Below are 26,356 nucleotides of genomic sequence, written 5' to 3' on the forward strand. Positions count from 1 at the left end.
AAAATAAAATTTTGGAGGATTAGAAATGGTAAGAGAATATACGGCAGAATTCAAATTGGAAGCTGTTAAACTGGCAAATGAACAAAGAAAGGCAGGTCAAACAATTACAAAAATAGCAAGAGATTTAGGAATAAAGGGTGGTTTATTAGGAAAATGGATAAAGAAACACAACGAAAAAAAGTCAGCGGCAAATGCATTTCCAGGTAGAGGTAACATGGCTCCTTACGACAAAGAGAGGTTTGATTTACAAAGCAAGAGTAACAAGGGAAAGAGACATTTAAAAAAAAGCCCTGGCCAGTCAAAAAGAGTAAAATATTTTTTTATATAGTAACTGCTATAAAGTACAGGAATTATGTAGGATTTTCTGCTAGTGGCTACTATAAGTGGACCACAAGAAAAATAAGCAGTAGAGAATCAGCAAATAAAGAGCTACTCGAAGCTATTCAAAAAATATATCAAGTTTCTAAATGTAGATATGGAGCTCCTAAAATTCATGCTGAATTGAAGGCTTTGGGTAAAAGTTGCAATTTGAAAACGGTGCAAAGTATTATGCAGAAAAATGACATCAGGGCTATACTGAAAAGAAAGTTTAAAATTAAAAAACAACAAACAGATAATAGAGCTGTAGCTCCCAATATACTAGATCAAAACTTTATTGTTGATCAACCAAATAAAGTATGGGATTACTTACATCAAAACCAAGGAGGGATGGCTATATTTGGCAGCAATAATTCTCACGTATGGTAGTTAATGAGTAGTGCAATAAATAAACAATTGGTTATGAACTCTTTATTAATGGCCATTAATAGGCGTAAACCTGTTAAAAATCTACTGCTGCACAGTGACCAAGGTTCACAATATACTGCGCAAGGGTATCAATATCTCTTAGCTGTAAAGAATATAGATGAGTAATAAAGGCTGTTGTTACGACAATTCTGTTGCAGAAAGCTTCTTTAGCTCATTGAAAAGAGAAATACTTATTGATACTTCACAACACTCTGCTCAACACACTAGAACTGCAATATTTGAATACATAGAAATTTTTTATAACAAACAACGTCACTATTAACTATTGCATTCCAGAACAATTTGATGCATCATTCTTTTTGTAAAAAACATTCCACACTTTCTCTCCACTTTTTCTGGGTAAGGTCAAAGGATCTTATGTCTTAAACCTTATCACCAGGCTTAACAAATAGGTGGCCCAATACTATTAACTTTATGGGTTTATCTTCGTTATTTGCTACTATCCAAACCCCATCGCTCTCATGATCAACAATTTCTATTGGTGCAAATACTACATAATTATTGTCATCAACAATCTTTATTCCAAGAGCACCTTCGTCACTTAAGCTCAGGGCTGAAGAAGGAACTTTATATGCAAATCTTTCGCCTGAAGGTAGCCTTACGTTGGCAGTTAGTCCCTGCAAGGATATCATTTTATTATTAGTTACCTTTACTTCTACCCTATAAGACCCAGTTTTAGGCTCAGCAATTTTACTAATAAAACTTACTTCACCTGCCAATTCTTTTCCGTCCAGCAAATTAATTTGAGCTGTGCTGCCTAGCTCTATTTTATTTACTTCATTTTCCGAAACGTATAACACTACAAGAATTTGATCGAAATTAACCACGTCAGCTATTTTTTGCCCAGCATTAACAAAATCCCCTTCGTTTGCATTGATTTTATCAATATAACCATCTATAGGAGATGTGACTGCAGTATTTTCTAAATCCAATTCTAGCCTTTTTAGGTCAGCTTTTGCACTTTGTAACGCAGTAAAAGCTGCTTCTACTTGTATTTGTGCCCCATAGCCTTTTTTATTCAGTTTGTGAGAGGAATCATACTCAATTTCACGCTGCTTTAATAAAGCTTTGGCTTTCTGAGCTTGCTCAATCCTGTCATAATCTTCTATCTTTAACACTACATCATCTCTTTTTACCTTTTCACCATCAGGTAAATAAATAGCAATAATCTTACCACTTATTTTTGAGACAAGGCTAGCTCTATGTAAGGGATTTACTGTACCAGAAAAATTTAAATATATAGTGCGGTTTTGCGGCGCACATTCTTGAGTTTTTACTGAAAAGCTACTAGTTGCATTATCGCTATGAACCGCCTGATCTTTTTTTAAAAATGCACTGCTGATAAAAAACAGTAGAATAAAAGCAATACTGGAAATGATGATTACTTTATTTCTCATCTTTAAACAATAGAATTTGTTGACCAATCTTGTTAGAAACAACTGCATAAATTTTCGAATCAGAAATGTAAGTATAATACATGTACCATTGTCACTCCATAAATAGTTTTATATGAGAACAAACACAAGATTTTCCTATAATAAGTAAGTTTTTTATTGCTAAAATGCAATTTTTAATCGAATAAAATTGCAAACAAAGTTGTGCATAAGACTGGATTTAAAAAAATCTCGAAAAACATACTAAAACTTTTAAATAATAACTTTATATCTAGTGGCTTTGCCTTCTCCAAGACGCTGTAAGTATTTCATCCCTAGCAGTTTCTTTGTAATTGCCTCTACTGTTCTTGGAGGAAATCCTAGAGCTTCTATAGCATCTTTTCTACTAAATTCTTTATCTGCAAGGCTAAGTGCCCATTCCCAGAAGAACAATTGTTTTCTTGATAATAAATATTCAGTATTCTCCCTCTCAAGAATATAATGCGCCTCATTTGCTTGCGTTTTGAGTACATTAAGAAAAAATATTAACCACGGGGAAATATCTTCTTTGCCACTTTTCCAGCTACTTTGTGTTTTATTAAGCGCTAAGTAGTAATCAAGTTTGTTAGTTTCAATTATCTTTTCATGTGATACAATAGATACAAAATCATAACCCTGCTGCAACAGCATTAAATTAGTTATCAATCTACTAGTTCTGCCATTTCCATCTTGAAAAGGGTGTATTGCCAAATACTCAAAAACAAAGTTAGCAACAATAATAAGAGGATGCTTAAATTTATTATTTAAGGACCAGTGATACCAATCAATAAGCTCTTGTACTTCCTTTCTAACAAGGTAAGGTGGTGTGGGATCAAAAATTATACCAACAACTTTTCCATTCTGATCTTTTGCCTCAACTCTATTAGAACTTGCTTTGTATTTTCCTCTATGATACAAATCTTTTTCACTATAAAGTAGCATCTGGTTGTTAATGTGCAATATTGATGACTCACTAATTGGAATATCCGTATAATCATGAAATATTAGTTTAAGCATTTCTAAGTAGCCAGCAATTTCTTGCTCATCTCTATTTTTAAATTTTTTGACACGTAGGTTTTTATATAGATCCTCAACTTCTTTATCGGTTAGACGATTTCCTTCAATACGGTTAGAAGCGCCAGAAGATGTAACAATAACTGAATGAGTTAATCTTTCAATTGTTTGTGGTAGTAGTTTTTTCGTTATCTGCCAGCTATTTTTAACACTATCAACTGCAGTAATTAACTCGTACACTTGCTCAATTACAGGCCCTTCTAGGTTGAGACGCGTACTAAGACGAAAATTCTTCCAGTTCATATTCTTCTCACATGCATATTATGTGAGATAATGTGAGATAATGTGATAAAAGTCAATAGTAAACTTTATATGCACAGCAGAGCTAACTACAAAAATTATACATTTTCAAGTGATCCTAACCATATCAAAAACTACAGGGCAAAGCTGTTAGAGGAAGGCTTAATTAGTTAAAAATTTCAATCTTATGTAAAATATTGTCTTATTTTGTAATTTTCTTGTTGACTAACGAGACGATATCTACTTTTCAATAAACTCCATTTGCATTTCTTGTATACTGCTTTCTATTTGCTTTATTTGTTCTATCAACCTTTCCTCTAAGTCGAGATTACCGCTCAGCCTCGCTTCGGTTCTTTCTTTTCGTAATGCATTTAACTCTTTTAGTAACACTATATTATTCCACACAATTTCTGCAGATTTTCTCTCGTTCAGTTGGCTATTTAGTACACTAGTTTTTTCAAATACATACTTTATAACGTTAAACTGTTTCAATTCTTGTAACAAAGCCTCTTTATCGAGTTTGCTTTTGTTACTTATTACATCAATTATACGCTGTTGTAATCTTTTCATCTCATTAGTAAATTCAAAATGAGAAAATTGCTCAAAAAATATAGGACGGTTCAAGATTTCAGGAAATTCTACGGCTATACGCAAAATTACGGCCTGATTTTGCTCTGCTTCAATTAGCTCTGGAGACTTGTTATGAAGATACTCACCTTTTGTTGCTCTAGTTTTACTATTAAAAATCTGTTTTTTGAAGCTACTTCTTAGTTCACTAGCCTTATTGTAAAAATAATCTCTGTAATACCTTCTAATACTGCTGTTGCTAATAGTATTTACATATTCCATGAACTTGTGCTCAAGAATTGAATATTTTTCCGGAGCAAGTTTTTCATAATTTTGCAAATTGCTATCGATTATGTGATGCCATAAATATTCAGAATGCAGTTTTGTTGAATGGTCAAGAGCAGTCAACACGTCTTCTTTCTTGTATGCCAGTTCGTTACATATATCGTATGGATCTTTATTACTTGGCAAAGTCACAAACTTTAACGTGTATCCAGGCTCTAATATTGGCAGAGCAAGTTCTGCAACTCGAGTAGCAGCATGACGTCCAGCACTATCGCCATCCATACAGATGGAGATTTCTTTAGCAAATCTCCATAGATTTTTTATCTGCTCTGCAGAAATTGCGGTACCAAGCGGAGCAACTGCATTACTAATTCCTGCTTGATGTAGCGCTATAGCGTCCATATATCCTTCAACAACGAGTATGTGCTGTTTTTTACGTATTTCGCTTAAAGCAAAGTTTAATCCGTATAAATTCTCCCTCTTCTTGAAGAGCTGACTCTCTGGACTGTTTAAATATTTCGGCTGTTGCTCAGAACTTAGCGCACGTCCGCCAAAACCAATAACTCTCCCTGCAATGCTCTGTATAGGAAATATCAGCCGGTCATAAAAATAATCATGAAAATTTTTGTTTACTAATCCAATATCAATTAAAATTTTGTCTTCAATACCTGAAGAGTTTAAATACTCTTTCAAACCAGAGCTTGGTGCATAACCTATCTTAAATTTATCTATGATTTTAGGTGAAATCTTACGCTGCTTTAAATAATCTACAACACTTTGATTTTTTTGTGCAAACCAATTTGCAGCTAAATCAAGCGCTAAAAATAGTTTATTGTCCTCTTTTGTAATACTAAGATTTTTGGGCAGTTCAACACCTGTAACCGATGCTAATTTTTCCAATGCTTCTTTAAAGCTTAATCCTTCAGTTTGTGAAATAAATTCAAATGCATCACCACTAGCCAAGCAACCAAAACAGTAATATAACCCCTTAGTATTGCTCACCGAAAAAGATGGGGTTTTTTCGTTATGAAATGGACAGAGCCCAACAAAACTATCTCCTCTTTTTATTAATCTGACTTTTTTACCTACTAGGTCGGATAATAATAATTTTGATTTTATAATATCTATATGATCCATCTTGTTAAATTAGTAGTAGGATAAAAATTATATAGAATTTATACACATCTGACTCGAAATTTATTTCTATAACTAAAGCAATTTAGATTTACCGACAATGTAGCTATACAAATTCAAGAGCAATCCTGTCATCCAGGTAGCCCACAGAAACAAAAAACTTCCTTGACAAACCTCGCCAGCGCCCTTATCATGAAACTGAAGCTATTTATTTATCTTCTCTGTACAGATTAAATGACAAAAAAACTCAACGTATCTGGCGTCTCATGTTTAATTTTTTGCACTATGTGCACCTTATGTCTTTATCAAATTTCCGGGTTTTGACCTACACAAGCTGAAATACGCTTATAAAGCATTTAAAACATTAAAAAACGCCAACTTAAAAAATGGATAGTGAATAACTAGCTACCCTAGGGTTTCTTTTGCCTTTTTTTCTGTTTAGTAAATTTCTTAACGTCTATAATTTAGATTAGTTGCAGCTTAAAAGCAGCTAAATCGCGGTTATTAAGTGTTTAGAATAAAAAAACGCCATACTTGAAAGTATAATGTAAGTAATTAGCCAACCACGGGGCTTCTTTTGCCTTTTTTTTCGTTTGGTAAATTTCTTAATATTTATACAGAAGGTGTCATTCCAGTGCTTGACACTGGAATCCAGTTCTTATTATACAGCTATCTGGTGTACTTATTTAAAATTAAGTTTTCTGGATCTCAGTGCCAAAGCACTGGGATGACACCCTTCCTGGCGGAGATTATTCTCAAATCACAATGTTCGTACAGTTGTGGAATGAATTGCGGTATGACGTAGGAAAACCTTAGCTATAGCTTTAGAACTCCCAAAAGGTCAGAAGCATTGAATGACTTGACAGAAAGTTCAAACCCATATAAAATGTCCTTATTTCTTATATGTTAGGTATAGTATCAATTGCCTCAGATCATGCTGGTTATGAATTAAAATCAGAAATAAAACCTTACCTGGAAGCCCTAGGTTACAGAGTAGTAGATCAAGGCTGCACTGCTAAGCAAAAGTGTGTAGATTACCCAAACTATGCTGTTAAAGTTGTAGAAGATATAACAAGCAAAAAAGCAAATTATGGGATATTAATTTGTGGTACAGGTTTGGGCATGAGTACTGTGGCAAATCGTTTTGAAGGAATCTACGCTGCTTTATGTAACAGTGTTGAGATCGCAAAATTAGCTCGCGAGCATGGCAACGCAAATGTACTGTGTCTTGGTGCAGGGTTTACTGCGAGTGGATTAGCAAAAGACATAGTCAAACAATTCCTCGAAACAGAATTTTCAAAAGAAAGCAGACATAAAAAACGCCTTGATAAACTCAGCAATATAACCTCTAAGAAAAAAAAAACAAAAACTTATAACGAAGATGAAATATCAAAATTCGCTAAAATGGCAGGCCAGTGGTGGGATGAGAACGGCAAATTCAAACCATTGCACATGATGAATCCTGTTAGAGTATCTTACATTATTGAGAAAATAAAAGAGTTAAAAAAATGCAATTTGAAAGAATTATCATTGCTTGATGTTGGATGCGGTGGTGGCATTTTGTCAGAGTCAATGGCACGCGTTGGCATTAACGTTGTGGGAATAGATGTATGTGAAGAAAACATAAAAGTAGCGCATTCACATGCAAAAAAAGTAGGGTTAAATATAGAATATATACACACCAGCATTGAAGAGCTAAGCAATGACAAGAAGTACGACGTGGTTCTGCTGATGGAAGTAGTTGAACATGTGGATAATTTAGAGCTTTTCATGAAAAAAGCGATAGAACTGCTAAAACCGGAGGGGTTAATCTTTATATCCACAATAAATAGAACTATTAAATCCTTTTGTCTTGCAATAATTGGTGCAGAGTACATATTAAATTGGCTGCCAAAAGGTACACATAACTGGAATAAATTTCTCAAGCCGTCAGAAATTGCAAATCACTTAAGAGAAAATAATGTAACGCTGCAAAACATGGCTGGCATGGAGTACAACGTAATAAAGCGTGAGTGGAATCTAACTAAAGGCGTGGATGTTAATTATATACTCTGCGGTTTGTTAGATTTAACTCTATAAAAGCACCATTTTCACTTCCAATACTTTGAAGGATCTTGGCCAGCTTTTATACAGTAGCCTTTATTAGTTAGCGCCCAACCGGAACGACAAGCATAACCTGTACCTACACGTTCATATCCAGGAGCAGCAACACACTTTCCATTCTCCAAGGTTTGACCTTTAAAAAGACAACAAACTTCTTTTTCTGTTACCTTTGTTACAATTTGAGGAGCACCAAAAAACACAGCAACAAACATACCCAGTGCGAAAAGTGCAGGCCAAGGCATTCTGCCAAATATTGCAAGTAAGCTTGAACCAATTATTACCACTGTAATCATTGGTCCACCTATTCCATGAACGTAACCTATTACATTACACATTACATCTGTTGCTCCATCAGCGTGTGCATCAAATGCATAGAAAACTATAAATAGAATTACAAGAAAATTTCTCATTGTTCTTTCAATAATCATGCCTGATTGTTTCTTATTTTAATAAAATTTCAGTAAATAGCTTTTTTCAAAAATTATGCTTAACCCAATCAATATTTATTTATTACTGCCTTTTTAATACTATAATTAACTCAGTTGATTTTTATCAAAATGCTAAACCATGGAACAATTCGAGAACTTTTACATCACCACGCCAGTATATTACGTAAACGATAAGCCGCATATTGGTCATGCATACACTTCTCTCTTGTGTGACGTGGTGGCAAGGTTCATGAAACTAGCTGGGAAAAATGTCAAATTTACCACTGGTACAGATGAACATGGACAAAAAATAGAAAAAGCAGCTAAAGCAAAGGAAATGCAGCCAAAAGAATTTACAGATGAAGTGAGCGTTTCATTTAAAGAATTGGCTAAGTTCATGAATTTTGAGTATGACGATTTTATTCGCACTACGGAGGAACGTCACAAAAAAGCAGTTATAGCTTTATGGAATAGACTTGAAGAGAGAGGGCAAATATATTTGGATTCCTATTCGGGTTGGTATTCAGTTCGTGATGAAGCATTTTATCAGGAGTCAGAGCTGATAGATGGCAAAGCACCAACAGGTGCTGAGGTCCAGTGGATAAAAGAAGAGAGTTACTTTTTTCGCTTATCAAACTGGCAAGAAAAATTACTGGAACTCTATAAAAATCAGCCAAGTTTTATCTTTCCTGAGAGCAGAAGAAATGAAGTGATATCGTTTGTAAGATCAGGGCTCATTGACCTCTCAATCTCTCGCACTAGTTTTAACTGGGGAATAAAAGTACCAGGTAATGACAAACACGTAATCTATGTCTGGATAGATGCATTAACCAATTATCTTACATCAATAGGTTTCCCTAGTACTGAAGGTGAGGAATATAAGAGGTTTTGGGCAGAACCAGAAACACAGATTCCAGTGTCAAGCACTGGAATGACACCAAACCAAGGGAAAACGCAGATTCCAGTGTCAAGCGCTGCAAACCTAGCTGACAACTCTTTCAACGTTCATGTAATCGGTAAAGACATATTGCGCTTTCATGCTGTATATTGGCCAGCGATTCTCCTTGCAGCAGACCTGCCACTGCCAAAACAAATTGCAGTTCATGGTTGGTGGTTGAACGAGGGAGAGAAAATATCCAAGTCCCTTGGTAATGTCATAGATCCAATTGGCCTCGCTCAAGAGTTTGGTGTTGATCAGCTACGCTATTTTCTCCTTCGGGAAGCAAGCTTCGGCCAAGATGGCAACTTTAGTAAGAAAAATATGATCAGCCGGATAAATTCAGAACTGGCAAACAACATAGGCAATTTAGTACAAAGAACAATTTCATTTTTACACAAGCAATGTTCTGGAATTGTACCAACAATCGATCAAAGCCTACTTAAAGGTGAAGAAAGTCTTCCAGGTTGCAAAGCTATACTCGATCAAGTGATGAATCACCTATCAAAGTATGAATTTAACCATATCATACTTCTAATCATCAACATCTCTTCTGAAGCAAATGCCTACATAGACAAAAGTGCACCCTGGACACTAAGCAAAACTGACAGAGAGCGCATGAATTTAGTAATTTACAAGTTACTGGAATATATCAGGATAATAGGCATTTTATTGCAGCCAATTGTCCCGAGGTCAGCGGAAATGATACTTGATCAACTGCAAATCCCGAAAGAGCAACAAGATTTAAAATCTCTGTGCAACGCATGCGTAAGCTTAGGCATTACGCTGCCTAAACCTACGCCGGTTTTTTTGAGGGTTGATGCTAAAGAGGAGAAATAGTGTAAAAACTATTTCTCCTGGATGGGATTATCTTTAGTTAACAACGGTGCACACCGCTGTCTACATATTCAAGTTAGGTGGCAAGTGCCTTAGTTACTTTAGCAAAATATGGTTTAGTAACATCAGCATCTATCACTACTACTTCAGTCATTGCCGACTTAACCTTTCCTAGGCTCCATGCAAACCAGCCTTGACCATTTTCTTCTTTAGTTGGCTGACTTTCTGGGCTAGAAATCTCAGTACCTTTTTCATCACCAGATTCTGCATCATAAAATACATCCTGATCCTCAGAAAGACTCATTAAATAACTTTTAGCAGCATCAACATTTAAATGATCAGGTTGCTTAGGAACGTTATCAATATTTAAATAATCCAAACTATTAGCTCGTTGCTTTTGCTCACTGGAAAGAACCTCAAGATTTAAATAATCCAAACGAGTTAGTTCTTGCATGCTAGGTTTAGATCCATCTTCACGCTTAAACTGCTCTTCCGGACTAGAAACCTTAGTACCATAAATCCTACTGTACAAGCTGCTTCCAACGCTGTTAAGTGCTCCTCTTACAGATGCAATTGACGCATCATAAGTATTTTTCAAGCCATCTTTAACAATACGAGTTACACGACCACTAATAAATGCTTCTTTTGTAGATGTAAATGCTTTTTCAGATGCTGTTTTGATATCCTTTGCAAACTCAGCTGATGGCATAGTATCATAAATATTTTTTAATTTATTTCCAACACTATTAAATTTCCCTTTTGCTTGTGAAATAATGGCTTGCTCTTGAGTTTGTACTTCGAAATCTCTCTTAGTAAGCTGCTGGTTTATGCTATCAAATTCTACCGCATTACCTGGCTGAGAAGCATTAATCCTTCTGGTTGCAGCCAACTCATTTTTCATTCTAAAAATCTCCCGATCTTTCTCAGAAATAGTTTTATCTTTATCTTCTATCTCTTTTGCTTGATTAGCCAGTTGAGTATTTTTTTCGGATATTTCTTTTACTTTCTCAGAAATTATTTTACCTTTAGCTTCTACTTTACTTTTTTCATCAGAAAGCTGAGCTTCCTTCTCAGAAATAGTTTTGTTCTTACTAACTGCTGCATACGAAAGTGCAATAGCTACAGCAGAAAATACAGCACCACCAATAATAAATGGAAGGCCAACACTTAATGCTGCAACTGGAGCTAAGAAACCAATATAAGGAGCTGCAGCAAACACTCCAGATGCTAATAAAGTGAAAGTAGCCAGAGTTCCAGCTATATAATAGGGTACATTGTTTTTATTCATCATCTCACGTATTATAAAATATAATACCATTATAAAAGGATTTTTAAGAAGTTGTCAAGCTATCTTTACATAAAAAAAATAATTGATAAACTTGGGAACAAGAAGATTGCTGCCAAGCTATGAACTATGCCTTTCCGTGTAATCTTTAAATGCACCTCTGTTAGAGTCAAAATATAGCTTCACACTGCCAATTGGTCCATTTCTCTGCTTTGCAATAATGAGCTCTGCAATGTTTCTAATTTTTTCCATTTTCTCTTGCCATTCCCGATGTTTATTGTTTCCTTCATTTGGCTGTTTTCTTAGTTCATAATACTCTTCTCTATAGAGAAACATTACTATATCTGCGTCTTGCTCTATGCTCCCTGAATCACGTAAATCAGAAAGTTGTGGTTTTTTATCATCCCTCTGCTCAACAGAACGAGAGAGCTGAGATAGTGCAACAATGGGAATATTTAGCTCCTTTGCAATTGCTTTCAAACCCTGCGTCACTTCCGAGATTTCTTGCACTCTATTTTCATTACTCCTTTTTGTTGTTCCTCTGATTAGCTGCAAATAATCAATGAATACCACTTCTACATTATATAATTGATACAGCAAGCGTATTCTGGTGCGAAGGGCACTAATTGATAGCGTAGGGGTGTCATCTATGATGAAAGGCAGTTCAGATAATTCTGTACTAGTATTGATAAATTCATGCAATTCAAAATCACTAATTCTCCCGGTTAATGCCTTATAATAACTAATTCCTGAATCTATAGTGATCAGCCTTGCAGTTAATTGCTCTGCTGACATTTCAAGCGAGAAAAACGCTACATAGTGTTGCTTATCTGCTCTTTTTTGCAACATCTTACAAGCATTAAGTGCGATGTTTAGCGCCAATGCTGTTTTACCCATAGAAGGCCTTGCAGCTAAAATTAATAAATCAGATTTTTGTAGACCACCAAGAAGCTGATTTAGATCTTGAAGTCCGGTTGTAACGCCTAGCGCTTCTGGATTATTTTTCAGTGTGCTGATCTTCTCAACTACATCTTTAATTGAACTTGCAAGTTTTATATATGTTTTCTCACCTTGTTTTTTTACTGCCAAATTGAACAATTTTGTCATTGCTTGTTCAATTTGCGCCTGTGCAGGATTTTCAATATCGTAGTTGTAGCTATCACCAACTATTTCTTGCCCGAGCTTAATTAAACATCTCCTTAAGTAAGTATCACGGATTATTCTAGTCAAACTATAAATATCAAGTGCAATACTTGCCTTCGCTGCAAGCTTTGCTAAGTACTCTACCCCGCCACACTCGGTAAACGCTTGGTCGTTCTCAAAAAACATTTTGAGGCTCAGTTCATTGGCAACTATACCGTGTTTCCTGGTTTTAGATATTTGCGTAAAAATACTTTGATGCAGTGGATCATAGAAATTTTCTGCTGTAATTGTGTCTTCAACTGCATCACAGATTCTATTATCACGAATCATTGCACCAATAAGCATCTGTTCAGCTTCTAAATTATGCGGTAATTTACATATTTCCTTATCTACACTTCTTGAACTGAGGAGATTGGCTAATTCATTCATTTTAAGTTTTGAGAGTAACTGTTGATTATTGTAGAATATTTAGTCCTCATTTGAAAGATGTAAAGGCAAAAAAATTTGACTAATTCCGTGTTGCCTATAGCATTAAAACTTAATGCCCCTGTGGTGGAATGGTAGACACGGCAGACTCAAAATCTGTTGCTTGCAAAAGCATGCTGGTTCAAGTCCGGCCAGGGGCACGTTAAATATTGGAAAGTGTATATATGTTACATAAATTTTTTGATCGTTTATTCTCTATTTTTTCTTCTATAAATGTTATTCAAAAGGTAAAGAAAGACGAAAATGGAATATGTTATGTAACGGGCCTCAGGCGCTATATATCAGTATTGCTTGATTTAATTATTATCGTTTTGTTCTTGCAGTTTTGCAGCCAAGCCTTTAATCAGCTCTTTACAAACTCAGAGGATAGCAAAATATTCAGCCAAGTTGCTGCAAAATCCCCAATGCAAGTGCCACTTTCTATAGAAGAAAAGGCAATGCAGAGTAGACTTGTAAAATTAATGATTCTAAATCAAATAGTCCAGTTTATTATGCTCTTTTGCTATGTAATATATATGTGGGTAAAGTTTGCTACTACACCTGGAAAACTATTATTTGGGCTTAGAGTTGTGGATGCACAAACTTTCGAAAAGATGACCCTAAAACAAGCAACAAAGAGATTTTTTTCCTTTATATTGTCAGTTGCACCATTATTCTTGGGCTTTTTATGGTCAAATTTCAACAAACGCTGTCAAACTTGGCACGATAAGATCGCAGGCACAGTGGTTGTCACGAGTAAAAGCCTTAGAAGGCAGAGCTAAAAACTACTTGACACCCTTCGCCAGCCCCTTTATCATGATAGTGAAGGTATTCAGTTATCTTCATCTGTGCAGATTAAACAGCAAGAAAACAACGTAGTTGGCGTCTTATTTTTAATTTTTTGCACTATGTGCACCTTATGTCTTCACAACATTTCTGGGTTTTTACCTATATAAGCTGAAACGCGCTTATAAGTCGTTTAAGACAGTATAGTACGCCAATTTGCAGGATTAGAGAGTGACAACTAGCTAACGCGGGGTTTCTTTTGCCTTTTTTTCTGCTTAGTAAATTTCTTAAACATTTAAACTAAGGTGAGTTGCGTTTAAAAGCAGCTAAATTGCAGTGTTTAAGATTTAAAAAACGCCAAATACTGAAAATAGACAATGACTAGGGCTTCTTTTGCCTTTTTTTTCATTTGGTAAATTTCTTAATGTTTGTAGCTAAACGACAACCGTCATCCCTGTAAAGATCAAGTATCCCGCTACTTGTTAGCGGGACCTAGAGATACCGCGAATGAATCGCGGTATGACGGTTCACGGTGGCATGACGGTTAAGTAATTCGTCATCCCGCTACTTGTTAGCGGGATCTCTTGTTAGCGGATGAGATACCGCGAATGAATCGCGGTATGACGGTCTGCGGCGGTATGATGGTCTGCGGCGGTATGACGTAGAGCTCGCGTCAGCTACTTTCATGACACCATTTGCTGTCTTCAAAAATGAATGTTCTTACAATTGTGCGTCATGCGCTTTATTAAATATTTTACTTAAAAATCTAATTTCTTATTATACAAGAGATAAGCAATTCATTGATGATGAAAAATTACAAAAAGGGGCATAGAAAGCGCCTAAGAGAGAAAATTATTTTAGATAATGGACAATCATTACTTGATTATGAAGTTTTAGAGCACATTTTATATTCAGCATATAGTAGAATTGATGTAAAACCGGTGGCAAAGAGTTTGATAGAAAGTTTTGGCAGCTTAAATAAAGTTTTTAATGCTGACCTGGAAGCGCTGCAAAACGTTGATGATGTCAGCAATGCAGCGATATCTGCCATCTTTTGTGTAAAACAAGCCTTTGTTCGTTCTGCAAGAGAAGAAATAAAAAACCTGCCTGTAATCGATAACTGGGAAAAATTGCTTGATTATTTAAGAATAAGTATAGGAAGCCTCAATAAGGAAAATTTTCGCGTCATCTATATGAATAAAAAGTATCGTCTAATAGCGGAAGACCTGCAAAATATTGGTACAGTAGATCAAACTCCTCTTTATGTCAGAGAGATCATCAAGCGCGCACTTTTGATTGGTTCAACATCCATTGTAATATCTCACAATCATCCAAGCGGAGATACACAACCTTCAAATAGCGATATATCTCTCACTAGACAACTAGCAGAAGCTTGCCAAAGTATAGGAATAGAATTAATAGATCACATTATTATTACATTCAGTAGCTATTTTAGTTTCAAGGAAAATAGGTTGTTGTGAAAGCCTTTATAGCTACAGTAACTTAGATTTACCGACAATCGTCATTCCGCTACGTGTTAGCGGCTAAGAGATACCGCGAATGAATCGCGGTATGACGTAGATTGCTGTCATCCCGCTGCTTGTTAGCGGCTGAGATACCGCCGCGGTATAGTAACTCGTCATCCCGCTACGTGTTAGCGGGATCTATCTGCGGCGGCATGACGGTAAGTTTTATTGTGGTATGATGGTGTAGTATAATGTTGGTAAACCTCAGTTACTTTAGCTATAAACGATTAAGATGAAGTTATCATATATCTATATACTTACAAATAAAGCTAATAGCACATTATATATTGGTGTAACTGCAAATTTGATCAAGAGGATTTGGGAACACAAAAACAAAATTGTTTCAGGTGTTACATCAAGATATAATGTAAATAAACTTGTATATTTTGAAGAGTTTGAAGATATAAGTTTAGCTATTGCAAGAGAAAGGCGCCTGAAAGAATGGCCAAGGCAGTGGAAAATTAATTTGATCAATCAAAAGAATCCTAGCTGGATTGACTTATATTACTTAGCTTTAAGATAGCTATGCTGAGATCCCGCTAACACGTAGCGGGATGACGAGAAAGGAGCAGCAGGATAACGGTTGAGTAATTCGTCATCCCGCTACTTGTTAGTGGCTGAGATACCGCGGCGGTATGACGGTTTGCGGTGGTATGACAGTTAAGTAATTCGTCATCCCGCTACTTGTTAGCGGGATCTATCCGCAGCGGTATGACGTAGGACTGCTGTCATTCCGCTACGTGTTAGCGGCTGAGATACCGCGAATGAATCGCGGTATGGCGGTCTGCGGCGGTATGACGGTTCGCGGTGGTATGACGTAGTAGCTATTTCTTGCAATCAAGTTTCGTTAAAAGTCAGATTGAATGGTTAAATCTTCCACCCAAATAACCACGCACTCTACTTGCTTGTTTGGATATATTTCTTGTACTAAGGTTTTATAGATTAACATCTGTTTTTTTATTTCATTTAATAAGGAAACAGAAACGTTACGGTGTGATTTGTAGTCAATTATGATTGCTTTATCTTGCGTTATGCATAGCCTATCTAGTCGTACTAATACTGACTTGCCATCAATTGTTCCACTCAGTGTAATCTCTGATTTGCCTTCCAAGTCAAACAAATAGCCATATTTTTCATTAAAGGCCAATATTTTACTGTAAATTTCATCCTTATCTTCACTGATGTTGATGTTATCAAGGTATTTTCTGACCCAATTTTTTCTCCTTTCTTTTTCTATCTTGGGCATATACTGCAATATGCTGTGAATAATCAGGCCTCTTGCATAACCATCTGTCATCCAAGTAGCTGACACTGGGATCCATTCTGCTCCTTCTTTTTCACTGGATTCCAGCGTCACGCGCTGGGATGACACCGAAGAGTGGGCTAAAGCTGGTGGAAGGGAAATGACCGGAACGTCAAAATAATCACGTTTTTTATAAATGTAAGGGTAGTTTGCATTCACGCATAATACTTCAACTTTTTCTTTAAATATTGGCTGTAAATCCCTTTGTTTCTTTTCATATGGCTCTCCGTACTTAGTGATTAGATCATACCAAGAGCCCTTTTGCACTGGCTCTTTACTTAAGATGTATAACTCATCTTCAGCACGCGTGAGTGCTACGTATAATAAACGCAAATATTCATTATAATCCTCTAGTTTTTTCTCTCTTTTTACTTGATCGCAATAAGCGTTGTTGTTTTTTCCACACCAAAATGGCACTTCTGTTCCATCAAAGATAATGCTTTCACTGTTTCTTGGCACTGTGTTTGTATCAACCAAAAATACTATGGGAGCTTGCAGACCTTTTGATTTGTGAATTGTCATTATTCGCACAGCATTGCGTTCTGATTGCATATCATTCTTAATCTCCGGATTATTCTCCTTGATCCATTGAACAAACGCTTGAAGAGATGGGTTCTCAAATTGCAACACAAGGTTCATAAATTCGTCTAGAACCTCGAAGCACTCAAGACCTAGCCTTGCAGCAAATTTCTTCTTACCTGTGCGCAGTATATGCGTGAATAATGCGAGAGGGGATTCTGTGCGAGATAAGTTAATGAGATAGTTTAATTCACTATAGATAACCACAGAATAATCCTGAATTCTTTCCCATAGTGAATGCTCTTTACGGTCGTATGCAATGTTAAATAAATCATCCTCGGTGAAATTAAATAGCGGTGATTTTAAAGCATTTGCAAGAGCTAGATCATTTGCCTGGAGGAGTAAAAATTCGGCCAAAGCTATTAAGTCCTGCACGGCTATATAGTCCATAATTCTAAAATAATCTCGGCCTACAACTGGCACATTTGCTTTTTTAAGTTCGCTTATTATGTAATCAACTAACACGTTTCGTTGTCGCACCAAAATCATAATGTCTCTTGGCTCTATATGGCGATCTTTAGCGACTAAAATTCGCCCTTCATTTAACCAATTGTGAATTCTGTTGGCTATTGTTTGAGCAAGTAATCGGTCTGCTATTATATAATTTTCCCTGCATGTCAGAGGAATTTGTAAAGCTTGCTGTTCTTTCTCTTTGCGCCTTGGTAACGCTGGCCAAATTTCAATATATCCTTGGTCATTTTCTCTATGTGGAACATGTTTTATTTCATTATCATTAAAAGATATTTCTGCGCGGAAGTTATTAAATATTCTATCTACAAGCATCAAAACTTCTGGAGTTGAACGAAATGACTTTTCAAGTTGGCATGATATCCAATCTCTACCACCAGTTTTCGTATGAAAGTATTGTTGCATATAGTTGAATAGATGGGGATTTGCTCCTTGAAATCTGTATATGGATTGTTTTACGTCACCAACAACAAATAAGGTTCGCTTTTCATCATTACCGGCAAAAAATTCATCGCAGAGATTTGTTATAATTTTCCACTGACTGATGCTATTGTCTTGTGCCTCGTCAACAAGGATGTGATCTATTTTTTGATCTAAGTTAAACAATACCCAATCTTTATGATCTGGGTCGCTGAGAAGATTTGTTGCTAAGTCAATTATATCATTGTAGTCAAGCAGTGCATTTTTTGATTTTTCACTATTATATAAATCAACATATACTTTAAATACACCAAGTAAGCTACTGGTTCTCTTGAATATTTGATAAGAGTTCATGTCTCTTATATGGGTAAATACTACATTCTGAACGCTCTCTATTATTTGCTCTGCATCTTTGAATTTCTCCAAAATACTTTTTGTTGCAATGGATGATATGCTCTTTTTTTCGTGCGATTCTGATTTTAAAAAGACCTTGGCTAGGTTTTCTACTTTAGTGTCATTCCAGCGCGTGACGCTGGTTCTTTTCTTCTGGATCCCAGCTGGGATGACAGTAGAATAAAGTATTTCACTATAACTCTGATCTCTTTTACTGCCTTCACTTAATATCTCGGCTAGTCTTTCCACGTGCTCAATTGTTTCACTCTGTAAGTCATGAATTTCATCTGGGGCGCTCAATTTATCTTTGATATATTTCGAATCATTTGCTGACGCTGATCTTTTTACACATAAAGTATAAAGCAAATCGCGTAGTTTATTTTCATCAATTTCAGTTGCAATAAGGTTGATATCATCCTGCACAGTTTCGTTATGAAGCACTTTATTGAATATGATGGAATGTAATTCTTTGCATTCGCTCAGCGTGCAATTTGGAGCAATGCCAGCTTCTATAGGAAAGCTGGAGATTAATTTGTAACAGAAAGCGTGTATGGTTTGTATAGTTAGACCAAGATTTTCCAGTTCAGAGAAAAGCCTTCTTGCTCTTGTTAAATAATCTTTATTTTTTCTGGATCCCAGTGTCACGCACTGGGATGACATTGGAAAGAAATCTAGTTGTTCTAGATCTGCTGCCAACACACTATCTGAACATATTGCCCACTTACTGAGTATGCTGTGAATGCGATTCTCCATTTCGTTTGCTGCAGCATTGGTGAATGTTAAGCAAAGAATATTTCTTTTGTTTTCTAATAAAAGTCTCAATACTCTGTCTATTAAGATTTTTGTTTTGCCTGTACCAGCGGACGCATTTACCCACACAGAGAAATTAGGATTTATGGCATTTGATCTCATCAGAAGTGCGAGAACCTTATAAAAGTTGACTAGAATAGCATTATACATATAATGTAAAAATAGTGTTAGTGAAGATATATAATGAAAAGTTTTTGTGTAAAGGCGCCTGCAAAAATCAATCTTTTTTTGCATGTTGTAGACAAAAAAGAAACAGGGTATCACTTGATTGAAGGTTTATTTGTCTTTGCTAATCTCTCTAATTTTTTGGAAATAAAAGTAGGTGAGAAGGATTCTAGATACGATAACTCTACAGTTGAATTTATAAACTCCGAGTCTAAAATAAATAACCAATATAACACTGTAATGAAAGCGGTTAATCTGCTGCTTAGGCATGCTCCTGTACGCACTAAAGTCACTGTAAAGGTTGTAAAAAACATACCAATTGCTGCAGGACTTGGTAGCGGATCCTCAGATGCTGGAGCTGTGGTACGTACGCTAGGGAAGCTGTGGGAGATTGATAGGACGATTTTAAATGAAATAGCCTTAAACGTTGGTGCTGATGTTCCCGCAAGCGTAGATAGCAAGCCAGTTTTTGTTAGAGGTATTGGCGAAGAATTATGCCACATTAAAAAATTCTCTTTACCTACAAATGTGGTGCTTGTGAAACCGAAAAAAAGGTTTTTGAGTACACCAGAGGTATTTTCCAAACATGAAGGAAAATTTTCTGAGCCAATTAAATGGAGCGATGACGCTGAAAAGGATTTGTTGAAGCTTCTTAAAGAGACGAGAAACGATCTTCAAGAAATAGCAATAAGCCTTGTTCCTGAAATTAAGGATGTGATATCAACACTTAAGTCACAAGAAGGCTCTATACTTTCTCGCATGTCAGGCAGTGGTGTATCATGCTTTGGAATATTCGATAGTGAGGAAAATGCAAAAGCTGCTGCAGTTAATATCGGAAAAAAGCAACCAGAATGGTGGGTATGCAACACTCAATTAATAGTTTGACTTATGGATATAACTCCCTTAATTTCCGAGAATAAAAATCTTATAAATGGTTACAGGGAAGGAAAATTTTTGGTAAACAATCAAGAATATTGCGGCTCAATTATAATTTTTCCTGAAAAGGTGATAAAATTGAAAGAAAGTGATATAAACAGCAAGGAGTATTTTGAATCTTTTTTAACAGAGGAAATAGAAATTTTGTTAATAGGTACTGGTAAAACACGCAATATACTAAGTTCTTCAGTGAAGTCCTATCTTATGGAACAAAAAGGTTTAAATTTTGAATTTATGACAACAGGTTCTGCATGCAGAACCCATAATATTCTGATATCCGAAGATAGATTTGTTGTCAGTTATCTAATAGCCATATAGCATGCTTACCCAGGACTTTTTCATCAACAGTCTAGTTGCAGTAGTTGTAATTAGCCTAGTAACAGGCGCTTTAGGATCGTTTATGATATGGCAAAGGTTATCTTATCTTGGTGATAGTTTGTCCCATTCTTCGTTGCTTGGTGTTGCACTTGCTTTAATCTTTAAGATTAGCCCATCGCTTAGCATAATGCTCATTGCAATTACATTTGCTATACTACTTTCTCTTAATTTTAACAGATTATATTCTGCTGATACGATATTGAACATTGTTACCAATGTAGTTTTATCATCGAGTTTAATACTTATGTCTTTTCTTCCATCTGGCAATAATAGTATTATTAGCTCACTGTTTGGTGATATATTAACGCTCGATCAAAGTGATATAGTATTGATTTTTTTAACCTCTGCAGTAGTTACTTTGATATTAATATTTAGATGGCGTTATTGGTTAATGATTTCAATTAATCAAGATTTAGCAGTAGTTGAAAAAATTAATGTTACCTTTGTTAGACTAGAATTTTTAATCACTCTTGCTATATTTATAGCAATTGCTGCCCAACTAATAGGAATATTACTCATTGCTGCATTTTTGCTAATACCAGCAGCATCTGCAAGGCTCATTTCGAAAACTCCAATGCAGATGATTATTGTTGCAACAGTTTTTTCTGTGATCTCTGGGATATCAGGTCTCATGTTATCTGCAAGTTTTGATTTGTTAACTGGACCTGCAATTATACTTGTTGCAGCGGTATATTTAATTATCGCTTATTTTATAAGGCTAGTATTAAGCAGGTTGGCTTAATTTTGATCTCGAATGTTAATAATTTTGTAATATACTCATTATAAAACATCACTATCTTAGCACAAAATAGTTTTTGCTATACTATTATTTATATGCTAATGATAAGTTGTTAATTTTATGGAGTAAGCAATATGAGCGAAGAAGGATTTTTTTCCAAATATATATCTCAACCTGTGAAAAAATTTTATAATTATATTACAGGAAAAACAGAAGAGTCAGATGATGTAGCAGGTGATGTGCATAATATTGCACAAGGAGACTCAGAGTCTTTGGATACTCATGTACAGTCAAATGAGAATGATATCATATAGATAGCATGAGGGTCACACCATCCAAAGTTAAAAAATTCCTAGAGAAACCTGATGCTTTACGTGGTGTGTTAATTCATGGAAGTGATAACAGTAGGGTTGATTTTTATGTACAAGAAATAATTGCTAATTTGGGTGAGTATTCAGTTCAGGTGATGGATTTTGCAATAGTGCATAAGTCACCCAGTTTACTGTTTTCTGAATTGGCAAACGTTTCGATGTTTACCAGCAAAAAATTAATTAAGCTGATAAATGTGAGTGGAGGTATATCCAAGGAGTTAAAAAATGTATTGGATTATAACGCAAGTGGTCATTATGTAATGATGGTAGCAAATGATCTTCCATATAATTCTGCGACTAAAAGTTATATGGAGAGTTCAAAAATTTTTGGTGTGATTGCTTGCTATAAGGACAGCAACAGCAATCTTTATGACATTATATCAAGTTACTTAAAACAAAATGATATAAAATGCACAAATGAGATAATCTACCATTTGCAATCTTACTTTAATCATAGCAAGCTGCCTATATGTTCAGAACTTGAGAAGTTAGTTTTATACTTAGGGGAGAGAAAAGACCTAAAACTTACTGATATAGAATTATGCTTTTCAACTTCCGGCAACGACTATGCTACACTTGATGATCTATGCTCTGCCATAGCAAGTAAAGATATGTCGCGCTTCATTAGAATTTCTGATGTATTGATATCGCAAGAAAATTTTTCACCGATAGCGCTAATTCGCATTATATCAAATTATTTCCTACGCCTTGAAAACGTTTTGCTGTCAGTGCAAGGTGGAATGAGTGAGCAGGCTGCGATTGATCAGCTAAGCCCTCCATTGTTTTTTAAACAATTGCAGAGTTTTAAATCTCATTTGAAAAGTTTGCAACTTTCAGAACTTAAGAAGATCTTGGAAAAATTGATAAGCTTAGAAGTTACCTGTAAAAAAACTGATTTAGATCATAAAATGATTTTTCAACATGCACTGACGGGTAGCTGACTACTCGGATCCAGCCTTTCTTATAATTTCATCAAAATGTTGTATTTTAACATAAAATAGCTGCTTTTATGCCTACCAAAATTCATTCTTTAGTGTGTGTCTCACAAGTATTCTTTGCTAATAGGATATTTTCGAATATAATTGAATATAATTAGATAAAAATACAGATATGTTTGACATTTCAAAAATTGTAATAACACCTGAAATGTTAAAATTAGTTGCTGAAATTGATGAATTTAAAGGAGCATGGCAATTGTTTGGTAATTTAGCTCCAGAACGTTTACAAATGCTCAAGAAAATTGCAACAATTGAAAGTATTGGTTCTTTTACTCGTATTGAAGGGGCAAGATTATCAGACCGTGAAGTTGAGCAATTACTATCCAAACTTGATACACGCTCATTTCGTTCTCTAGATGAACGAGAAATAGCCGGATATGCGTATGTGTGTGAAGAAGTATTTCAAAACTTTAACAAGATGCCATTTACAGAAAACACTATAAAACAGTTTCACATCTGGCTTTTACAATTTTCATATAAAGATCAAAGGCACATGGGAGAATATAAAAAATTCCCCAATCATGTTGAAGCGTTTGATGAATCTGGAAAAAGCTTGGGCATAGTTTTTGAAACAGCCTCTCCATTTGAGACAGCAACACAAATGCAAGAACTTATTTATTGGACTAGCCAGCAATTAGAGGTGAAATCGTTACATCCTCTATTAATTATTGGCATTTTTATAGTTACTTTTTTAGCTATTCATCCCTTCCAGGATGGAAATGGCAGATTATCACGCATTCTCACAACTTTCTTGTTACTAAAGTTAGGGTATATCTATGTACCTTACAGTTCCCTTGAAAGTAATAAGGAGAGTTACTACTTAGCTTTGCGTCGTACTCAACAATCCTTGAAGACGAGCAGCTATGATTTTAATCCATGGCTTATATTCTTTTTAAGGTCACTACAAAAGCAAAAATTTCATCTCGAACAAAAGGTGTCACATGAAAAAGTGTTAAATCTCTATTTACCACCACTTTCTGCTAAAGTATTAGCACTACTCAGCAAACATGGACGTCTTACAATTAAGGATTTGGAAAATATTACTAAAGCAAACTGCAATACCTTAAAGAAGCACGTATCTAATCTCGTAAAGAGTAATCACATCACTCAGCATGGAAAAGGCAAAGCAACCTGGTATGTAATATAGAGCTCAATAGGATATGTATTCATTTTGAATTGTTAAATTATTCAGCTATAGAATATAGATCACAGCTGTACAAACATTGTAGTTTGAGCCCACTAGATCCCAGTGCCCTATTCTTGTCATCCCAGTGCCCAGACACTGGGATCTCATTTTACTTTATAATGATGTCATGAAAGTAGCTGACACTGGGATCCAGAAAACTTAATTTCAACCAAATAATAAAGGCTAGATCCCAGTGTCACGCACTGGGATGACAAAAAAAGGAGCACTGGAATGACAGTAGTCCTACGTCATACCGCGATTCATTCGCGGTATCTCTTAGCATAGATCCCGCTAACAAGTAGCGGGATGACGGTTGTCAGGGTGTCATCCCAGTGCCTTCTCCTGTCATCCCAGTGCCCAGACACTGGGATCCAGAAAAGTTTGCTTGTAAGCAAGCAAACTAGCATAGAAAGTGGTTACAACGTTTTCGATGAGATTGCAGAAAGGCTAGATTCCAGACTGGAATGACATCGTTCACTATGTACCATATTGCAATAGTTGTGGTCAAGGCACTGGGATCTGAAATTGCAGTGTTCGTACAGCTATAGAATATAGATCAGAAGTGACAGAGCTTAAAAAAAGGCCTAACATTCTTAATAAACGTAAAAAGCTTTATGAAAATCAGAGTTGGAGTAATAGGCTGCTTAGGCAGAATGGGCAAAAAAATACTCAATGAATTAATTACAAATACCAAAGTGGAAATAGCAGGTGCTGTTGCCCGTTCAGGCAGTAAGTACATAGATTCAGATATTGGACCAATTATAGCCAATCTAGGAATTAAAGTTACAAGTTCTATTAGTGGCATATTTGAGTCATCTGACGTTGTAATAGATTTTACAACTAAAGAATGTATGTTAGACTGCCTTAAAGCAGCTGTAAAATTTAAAACACCGCTGGTTAGTGGCACAACTGGAATAGAAGGTGTCGATTTGAAAGAATATGCTGCTGAAGTTCCAATATTATGGTCAGCAAATATGAGTGTTGGGGTTAATGTGTTGCTGAAATTGGTAAAAAAAGCTGCTGAGCTTTTAGGTAATGAATATGACGTTGAGATTTGGGAAATGCATCATAACTTAAAAAAGGATTCACCATCTGGAACAGCTATAGAACTTGGCAAAACAATTGCTAACGCTTCAAAAGTGGATTTTCAGTCCAATCAATATTTACATAGTGGTTCAAACATAAGGAAAAAGGGGGGAATAGGTTTTGCAGTATCTCGTGGAGGTGGAGTAATAGGAGATCACAGCGTGATGTTTGTTAATTCTGATGAACGGATAGAACTAAACCACAAAGCAATTGATCGCACAACATTTGCTAGAGGAGCTGTTCAAGCAGCAGTATGGCTATACGAAAATAAAAGAGAAATTCCGGGGCTCTATTCAATGCAGGATGTGATATGAGCAATACACGTGCCTCTGTTAAAGATTTAAATCTCTGGTACGGCTCTAAGCAAGTTTTATTCGATATAAATTTGAATATTTATAAAAGAAAAGTTACTACTTTTATCGGACCATCCGGGTGCGGTAAATCAACATTTTTGCGTTGTTTTAATCGTATGAATGACTATGTACCAGGTTGCAAAACTGTTGGTGAATTAGATATCGATGGGCTGGGTGATATATATTCACGCGATATGGATGTTGTACTACTTAGAGCAAAAGTTGGTATGGTATTTCAAAAGCCAAATCCTTTTCCAAAATCAATATATGATAATGTTGCTTGTGGGCCAAAATTGCATGGTATGGCGAAGGATAAGCAAAAATTGAATGAGATGGTGGAAAATAGTTTAACCAAGGTTGGTTTATGGGAAGAATTGAAGGACAGATTGCAAGATAGCGCACTCAATTTATCCGGTGGCCAACAACAGAGGCTATGCATCGCTCGCGCAATTGCAGTGAAGCCAACTATTTTATTAATGGATGAACCGTGCTCTGCTCTTGATCCAATGGCAACCAATGCAATCGAAAATCTTATACAAGAGCTGAAATTAAGATTTACTATAATTATGGTGACTCATTCAATGAAGCAAGCTAAAAAGTTATCTGATAGTGTAATTTTCTTTCATAATGGCAGAATTGTTGAGTCTGGAAGCACTCAAGAAATATTCGAAAATGCTCAATCTCCCTTAACAAAGGAGTATATCCTGGATCATTAAATTTCTGACCTTACCCAGAAAAAGTGGAGAGAAAGAAAAGAGTTTTTTTGGGTAAAATAAAATTTTGGAGGATTAGAAATGGTAAGAGAATATACGGCAGAATTCAAATTGGAAGCTGTTAAACTGGCAAATGAACAAAGAAAGGCAGGTCAAACAATTACAAAAATAGCAAGAGATTTAGGAATAAAGGGTGGTTTATTAGGAAAATGGATAAAGAAACACAACGAAAAAAAGTCGGCGGCAAATGCATTTCCAGATGTAGCACCTTATGACAAAGAGAGGTTTGATTTACAAAGCAAGAGTAACAAGGGAAAGAGACATTTAAAAAAAAGCCCTGGCCAGTCAAAAAGAGTAAAATATTTTTTTATATAGTAACTGCTATAAAGTACAGGAATTATGTAGGATTTTCTGCTAGTGGCTACTATA

Annotated in this window: 26 protein-coding genes, 1 tRNA gene and 1 pseudogene; 20 read left to right on the forward strand and 8 right to left on the reverse strand. The window is 35.6% G+C overall.

Going from position 1 to position 26,356, the window contains the following annotated elements:
• Positions 1 to 25 precede the first annotated feature (25 nt).
• The 4 genes from ACICPZ_RS05075 to ACICPZ_RS05090 all read left to right on the forward strand — a co-directional run bounded on the left by ACICPZ_RS05075 (position 26) and on the right by ACICPZ_RS05090 (position 1,069).
• Complete coding sequence (locus ACICPZ_RS05075) at positions 26 to 328, forward strand: transposase (RefSeq protein ID WP_264373917.1); 303 nt, start codon at positions 26 to 28, stop codon at positions 326 to 328.
• A 71-nt stretch (positions 329 to 399) separates the two neighbouring features.
• Positions 400 to 747, forward strand: coding sequence for an IS3 family transposase (locus ACICPZ_RS05080; protein WP_182319997.1), 348 nt, complete (start codon positions 400 to 402; stop codon positions 745 to 747).
• 3 nt (positions 748 to 750) lie between these two features.
• Entirely contained in the window at positions 751 to 912 is a 162-nt protein-coding gene (locus ACICPZ_RS05085; protein WP_010082071.1) for a DDE-type integrase/transposase/recombinase, read from the forward strand.
• Positions 905 to 1,069 (forward strand): IS3 family transposase, encoded by a 165-nt coding sequence (locus tag ACICPZ_RS05090; protein ID WP_084741697.1) that lies wholly within the window; start codon positions 905 to 907, stop codon positions 1,067 to 1,069. The genes ACICPZ_RS05085 and ACICPZ_RS05090 overlap by 8 nt, the downstream gene beginning before the upstream one ends.
• Positions 1,070 to 1,169: 100 nt before the next feature.
• Here the strand turns inward: ACICPZ_RS05090 and ACICPZ_RS05095 are convergent, their stop codons facing one another.
• From ACICPZ_RS05095 to ACICPZ_RS05110, 4 genes and pseudogenes are all read right to left on the reverse strand, one after another.
• Positions 1,170 to 2,252, reverse strand: coding sequence for an efflux RND transporter periplasmic adaptor subunit (locus tag ACICPZ_RS05095; protein WP_174515936.1), 1,083 nt, complete (start codon positions 2,250 to 2,252; stop codon positions 1,170 to 1,172).
• 201 nt (positions 2,253 to 2,453) lie between these two features.
• On the reverse strand, positions 2,454 to 3,536 hold the full coding sequence (locus tag ACICPZ_RS05100) for a Fic family protein (RefSeq protein WP_213863077.1): 1,083 nt from the start codon (positions 3,534 to 3,536) through the stop codon (positions 2,454 to 2,456).
• Positions 3,537 to 3,773: 237 nt separating this feature from the next.
• Entirely contained in the window at positions 3,774 to 5,522 is a 1,749-nt protein-coding gene (gene dnaG / locus ACICPZ_RS05105) for a DNA primase (RefSeq protein ID WP_264373916.1), read from the reverse strand.
• Positions 5,523 to 6,140: 618 nt separating this feature from the next.
• Positions 6,141 to 6,227: pseudogene (locus tag ACICPZ_RS05110) on the reverse strand (WPE palindromic element domain-containing protein); the annotation flags it as partial.
• Between the two features lie 195 nt (positions 6,228 to 6,422).
• On the opposite strand from ACICPZ_RS05110, the gene ubiG reads away from it, so the two are divergent.
• Positions 6,423 to 7,598 (forward strand): bifunctional 2-polyprenyl-6-hydroxyphenol methylase/3-demethylubiquinol 3-O-methyltransferase UbiG, encoded by a 1,176-nt coding sequence (gene ubiG / locus ACICPZ_RS05115; protein WP_015589098.1) that lies wholly within the window; start codon positions 6,423 to 6,425, stop codon positions 7,596 to 7,598.
• A gap of 11 nt (positions 7,599 to 7,609) precedes the next feature.
• Here the strand turns inward: ubiG and ACICPZ_RS05120 are convergent, their stop codons facing one another.
• Positions 7,610 to 8,032 carry a TrbC/VirB2 family protein gene (locus ACICPZ_RS05120; protein ID WP_233395601.1) on the reverse strand — a complete coding sequence of 141 codons (423 nt, stop codon included), beginning with the start codon at positions 8,030 to 8,032 and terminating at the stop codon, positions 7,610 to 7,612.
• A gap of 157 nt (positions 8,033 to 8,189) precedes the next feature.
• Between ACICPZ_RS05120 and metG the strand changes: the two genes are divergently transcribed.
• On the forward strand, positions 8,190 to 9,827 hold the full coding sequence (gene metG, locus ACICPZ_RS05125; RefSeq protein WP_264374186.1) for a methionine--tRNA ligase: 1,638 nt from the start codon (positions 8,190 to 8,192) through the stop codon (positions 9,825 to 9,827).
• Between the two features lie 73 nt (positions 9,828 to 9,900).
• Here metG and ACICPZ_RS05130 read toward each other — a convergent pair whose 3' ends face one another.
• Positions 9,901 to 11,142 (reverse strand): hypothetical protein, encoded by a 1,242-nt coding sequence (locus ACICPZ_RS05130; RefSeq protein ID WP_264374185.1) that lies wholly within the window; start codon positions 11,140 to 11,142, stop codon positions 9,901 to 9,903.
• Between the two features lie 87 nt (positions 11,143 to 11,229).
• A complete protein-coding gene (locus ACICPZ_RS05135; RefSeq protein WP_395462155.1) occupies positions 11,230 to 12,681 on the reverse strand; it encodes a replicative DNA helicase in 1,452 nt (483 codons plus the stop codon).
• 114 nt (positions 12,682 to 12,795) lie between these two features.
• Between ACICPZ_RS05135 and ACICPZ_RS05140 the strand changes: the two genes are divergently transcribed.
• The 4 genes from ACICPZ_RS05140 to ACICPZ_RS05155 all read left to right on the forward strand — a co-directional run bounded on the left by ACICPZ_RS05140 (position 12,796) and on the right by ACICPZ_RS05155 (position 15,552).
• Positions 12,796 to 12,878 (forward strand) — tRNA-Leu (locus ACICPZ_RS05140).
• A gap of 24 nt (positions 12,879 to 12,902) precedes the next feature.
• Positions 12,903 to 13,499: an RDD family protein gene (locus tag ACICPZ_RS05145; RefSeq protein WP_264329565.1), complete on the forward strand. Its 597-nt coding sequence runs from the start codon at positions 12,903 to 12,905 to the stop codon at positions 13,497 to 13,499.
• Between the two features lie 810 nt (positions 13,500 to 14,309).
• Positions 14,310 to 14,984 carry a RadC family protein gene (gene radC, locus ACICPZ_RS05150; protein WP_010962534.1) on the forward strand — a complete coding sequence of 225 codons (675 nt, stop codon included), beginning with the start codon at positions 14,310 to 14,312 and terminating at the stop codon, positions 14,982 to 14,984.
• Positions 14,985 to 15,261: 277 nt separating this feature from the next.
• The gene (locus ACICPZ_RS05155; RefSeq protein WP_264329566.1) at positions 15,262 to 15,552 is read left to right on the forward strand and encodes a GIY-YIG nuclease family protein; all 291 of its coding nucleotides are present in this window, start codon (positions 15,262 to 15,264) and stop codon (positions 15,550 to 15,552) included.
• Between the two features lie 324 nt (positions 15,553 to 15,876).
• Here ACICPZ_RS05155 and ACICPZ_RS05160 read toward each other — a convergent pair whose 3' ends face one another.
• Positions 15,877 to 19,104: a UvrD-helicase domain-containing protein gene (locus ACICPZ_RS05160; RefSeq protein ID WP_264374184.1), complete on the reverse strand. Its 3,228-nt coding sequence runs from the start codon at positions 19,102 to 19,104 to the stop codon at positions 15,877 to 15,879.
• Between the two features lie 81 nt (positions 19,105 to 19,185).
• Here ACICPZ_RS05160 and ACICPZ_RS05165 point away from each other — a divergent pair, with 81 nt between their 5' ends.
• The 10 genes from ACICPZ_RS05165 (at position 19,186) to ACICPZ_RS05210 (ending at position 26,302) form a co-directional block, all read left to right on the forward strand.
• On the forward strand, positions 19,186 to 20,052 hold the full coding sequence (locus ACICPZ_RS05165; protein ID WP_264329568.1) for a 4-(cytidine 5'-diphospho)-2-C-methyl-D-erythritol kinase: 867 nt from the start codon (positions 19,186 to 19,188) through the stop codon (positions 20,050 to 20,052).
• 3 nt (positions 20,053 to 20,055) lie between these two features.
• Complete coding sequence (locus tag ACICPZ_RS05170) at positions 20,056 to 20,421, forward strand: Mth938-like domain-containing protein (RefSeq protein ID WP_010082536.1); 366 nt, start codon at positions 20,056 to 20,058, stop codon at positions 20,419 to 20,421.
• Position 20,422: 1 nt separating this feature from the next.
• Positions 20,423 to 21,223 (forward strand): metal ABC transporter permease, encoded by an 801-nt coding sequence (locus tag ACICPZ_RS05175; protein WP_010962536.1) that lies wholly within the window; start codon positions 20,423 to 20,425, stop codon positions 21,221 to 21,223.
• Between the two features lie 131 nt (positions 21,224 to 21,354).
• On the forward strand, positions 21,355 to 21,534 hold the full coding sequence (locus tag ACICPZ_RS05180; RefSeq protein ID WP_010082539.1) for a hypothetical protein: 180 nt from the start codon (positions 21,355 to 21,357) through the stop codon (positions 21,532 to 21,534).
• A 5-nt stretch (positions 21,535 to 21,539) separates the two neighbouring features.
• Positions 21,540 to 22,532, forward strand: a complete 993-nt coding sequence (holA, locus tag ACICPZ_RS05185) for a DNA polymerase III subunit delta (protein ID WP_264373912.1) — start codon at positions 21,540 to 21,542, stop codon at positions 22,530 to 22,532.
• Between the two features lie 169 nt (positions 22,533 to 22,701).
• The gene (locus ACICPZ_RS05190) at positions 22,702 to 23,736 is read left to right on the forward strand and encodes a Fic family protein (protein ID WP_264374183.1); all 1,035 of its coding nucleotides are present in this window, start codon (positions 22,702 to 22,704) and stop codon (positions 23,734 to 23,736) included.
• Positions 23,737 to 24,081: 345 nt separating this feature from the next.
• On the forward strand, positions 24,082 to 24,243 hold the full coding sequence (locus ACICPZ_RS05195; protein ID WP_264373909.1) for a hypothetical protein: 162 nt from the start codon (positions 24,082 to 24,084) through the stop codon (positions 24,241 to 24,243).
• Between the two features lie 146 nt (positions 24,244 to 24,389).
• Complete coding sequence (gene dapB / locus ACICPZ_RS05200) at positions 24,390 to 25,175, forward strand: 4-hydroxy-tetrahydrodipicolinate reductase (protein WP_010962542.1); 786 nt, start codon at positions 24,390 to 24,392, stop codon at positions 25,173 to 25,175.
• The gene (gene pstB, locus ACICPZ_RS05205) at positions 25,172 to 25,930 is read left to right on the forward strand and encodes a phosphate ABC transporter ATP-binding protein PstB (RefSeq protein WP_006280935.1); all 759 of its coding nucleotides are present in this window, start codon (positions 25,172 to 25,174) and stop codon (positions 25,928 to 25,930) included. Before dapB ends, pstB begins: the two co-directional genes overlap by 4 nt.
• Positions 25,931 to 26,008: 78 nt before the next feature.
• On the forward strand, positions 26,009 to 26,302 hold the full coding sequence (locus tag ACICPZ_RS05210; protein WP_010082069.1) for a transposase: 294 nt from the start codon (positions 26,009 to 26,011) through the stop codon (positions 26,300 to 26,302).
• Positions 26,303 to 26,356: the final 54 nt, after the last annotated feature.

Source organism: Wolbachia endosymbiont (group A) of Melitta haemorrhoidalis, assembly GCF_964273365.1.
Lineage (GTDB): Bacteria > Pseudomonadota > Alphaproteobacteria > Rickettsiales > Anaplasmataceae > Wolbachia > Wolbachia pipientis.

What these genes read in the sequence shown, in the direction of transcription:
- ACICPZ_RS05075 (WP_264373917.1), top strand. Translation starts at nt 26, where the DNA reads ATGGTAAGAGAATATACGGCAGAATTCAAATTGGAAGCTGTTAAACTG.
- ACICPZ_RS05085 (WP_010082071.1), top strand. Translation starts at nt 751, where the DNA reads ATGAGTAGTGCAATAAATAAACAATTGGTTATGAACTCTTTATTAATG.
- ACICPZ_RS05090 (WP_084741697.1), top strand. Translation starts at nt 905, where the DNA reads ATGAGTAATAAAGGCTGTTGTTACGACAATTCTGTTGCAGAAAGCTTC.
- ACICPZ_RS05095 (WP_174515936.1), bottom strand. Translation starts at nt 2,252, where the DNA reads ATGCAGTTGTTTCTAACAAGATTGGTCAACAAATTCTATTGTTTAAAG.
- ACICPZ_RS05100 (WP_213863077.1), bottom strand. Translation starts at nt 3,536, where the DNA reads ATGAACTGGAAGAATTTTCGTCTTAGTACGCGTCTCAACCTAGAAGGG.
- dnaG (WP_264373916.1), bottom strand. Translation starts at nt 5,522, where the DNA reads ATGGATCATATAGATATTATAAAATCAAAATTATTATTATCCGACCTA.
- ubiG (WP_015589098.1), top strand. Translation starts at nt 6,423, where the DNA reads ATGTTAGGTATAGTATCAATTGCCTCAGATCATGCTGGTTATGAATTA.
- ACICPZ_RS05120 (WP_233395601.1), bottom strand. Translation starts at nt 8,032, where the DNA reads ATGAGAAATTTTCTTGTAATTCTATTTATAGTTTTCTATGCATTTGAT.
- metG (WP_264374186.1), top strand. Translation starts at nt 8,190, where the DNA reads ATGGAACAATTCGAGAACTTTTACATCACCACGCCAGTATATTACGTA.
- ACICPZ_RS05130 (WP_264374185.1), bottom strand. Translation starts at nt 11,142, where the DNA reads ATGGTATTATATTTTATAATACGTGAGATGATGAATAAAAACAATGTA.
- ACICPZ_RS05135 (WP_395462155.1), bottom strand. Translation starts at nt 12,681, where the DNA reads ATGAATGAATTAGCCAATCTCCTCAGTTCAAGAAGTGTAGATAAGGAA.
- ACICPZ_RS05145 (WP_264329565.1), top strand. Translation starts at nt 12,903, where the DNA reads ATGTTACATAAATTTTTTGATCGTTTATTCTCTATTTTTTCTTCTATA.
- radC (WP_010962534.1), top strand. Translation starts at nt 14,310, where the DNA reads ATGAAAAATTACAAAAAGGGGCATAGAAAGCGCCTAAGAGAGAAAATT.
- ACICPZ_RS05155 (WP_264329566.1), top strand. Translation starts at nt 15,262, where the DNA reads ATGAAGTTATCATATATCTATATACTTACAAATAAAGCTAATAGCACA.
- ACICPZ_RS05160 (WP_264374184.1), bottom strand. Translation starts at nt 19,104, where the DNA reads ATGAGATCAAATGCCATAAATCCTAATTTCTCTGTGTGGGTAAATGCG.
- ACICPZ_RS05165 (WP_264329568.1), top strand. Translation starts at nt 19,186, where the DNA reads ATGAAAAGTTTTTGTGTAAAGGCGCCTGCAAAAATCAATCTTTTTTTG.
- ACICPZ_RS05170 (WP_010082536.1), top strand. Translation starts at nt 20,056, where the DNA reads ATGGATATAACTCCCTTAATTTCCGAGAATAAAAATCTTATAAATGGT.
- ACICPZ_RS05175 (WP_010962536.1), top strand. Translation starts at nt 20,423, where the DNA reads ATGCTTACCCAGGACTTTTTCATCAACAGTCTAGTTGCAGTAGTTGTA.
- ACICPZ_RS05180 (WP_010082539.1), top strand. Translation starts at nt 21,355, where the DNA reads ATGAGCGAAGAAGGATTTTTTTCCAAATATATATCTCAACCTGTGAAA.
- holA (WP_264373912.1), top strand. Translation starts at nt 21,540, where the DNA reads ATGAGGGTCACACCATCCAAAGTTAAAAAATTCCTAGAGAAACCTGAT.
- ACICPZ_RS05190 (WP_264374183.1), top strand. Translation starts at nt 22,702, where the DNA reads ATGTTTGACATTTCAAAAATTGTAATAACACCTGAAATGTTAAAATTA.
- ACICPZ_RS05195 (WP_264373909.1), top strand. Translation starts at nt 24,082, where the DNA reads ATGACGGTTGTCAGGGTGTCATCCCAGTGCCTTCTCCTGTCATCCCAG.
- dapB (WP_010962542.1), top strand. Translation starts at nt 24,390, where the DNA reads ATGAAAATCAGAGTTGGAGTAATAGGCTGCTTAGGCAGAATGGGCAAA.
- pstB (WP_006280935.1), top strand. Translation starts at nt 25,172, where the DNA reads ATGAGCAATACACGTGCCTCTGTTAAAGATTTAAATCTCTGGTACGGC.
- ACICPZ_RS05210 (WP_010082069.1), top strand. Translation starts at nt 26,009, where the DNA reads ATGGTAAGAGAATATACGGCAGAATTCAAATTGGAAGCTGTTAAACTG.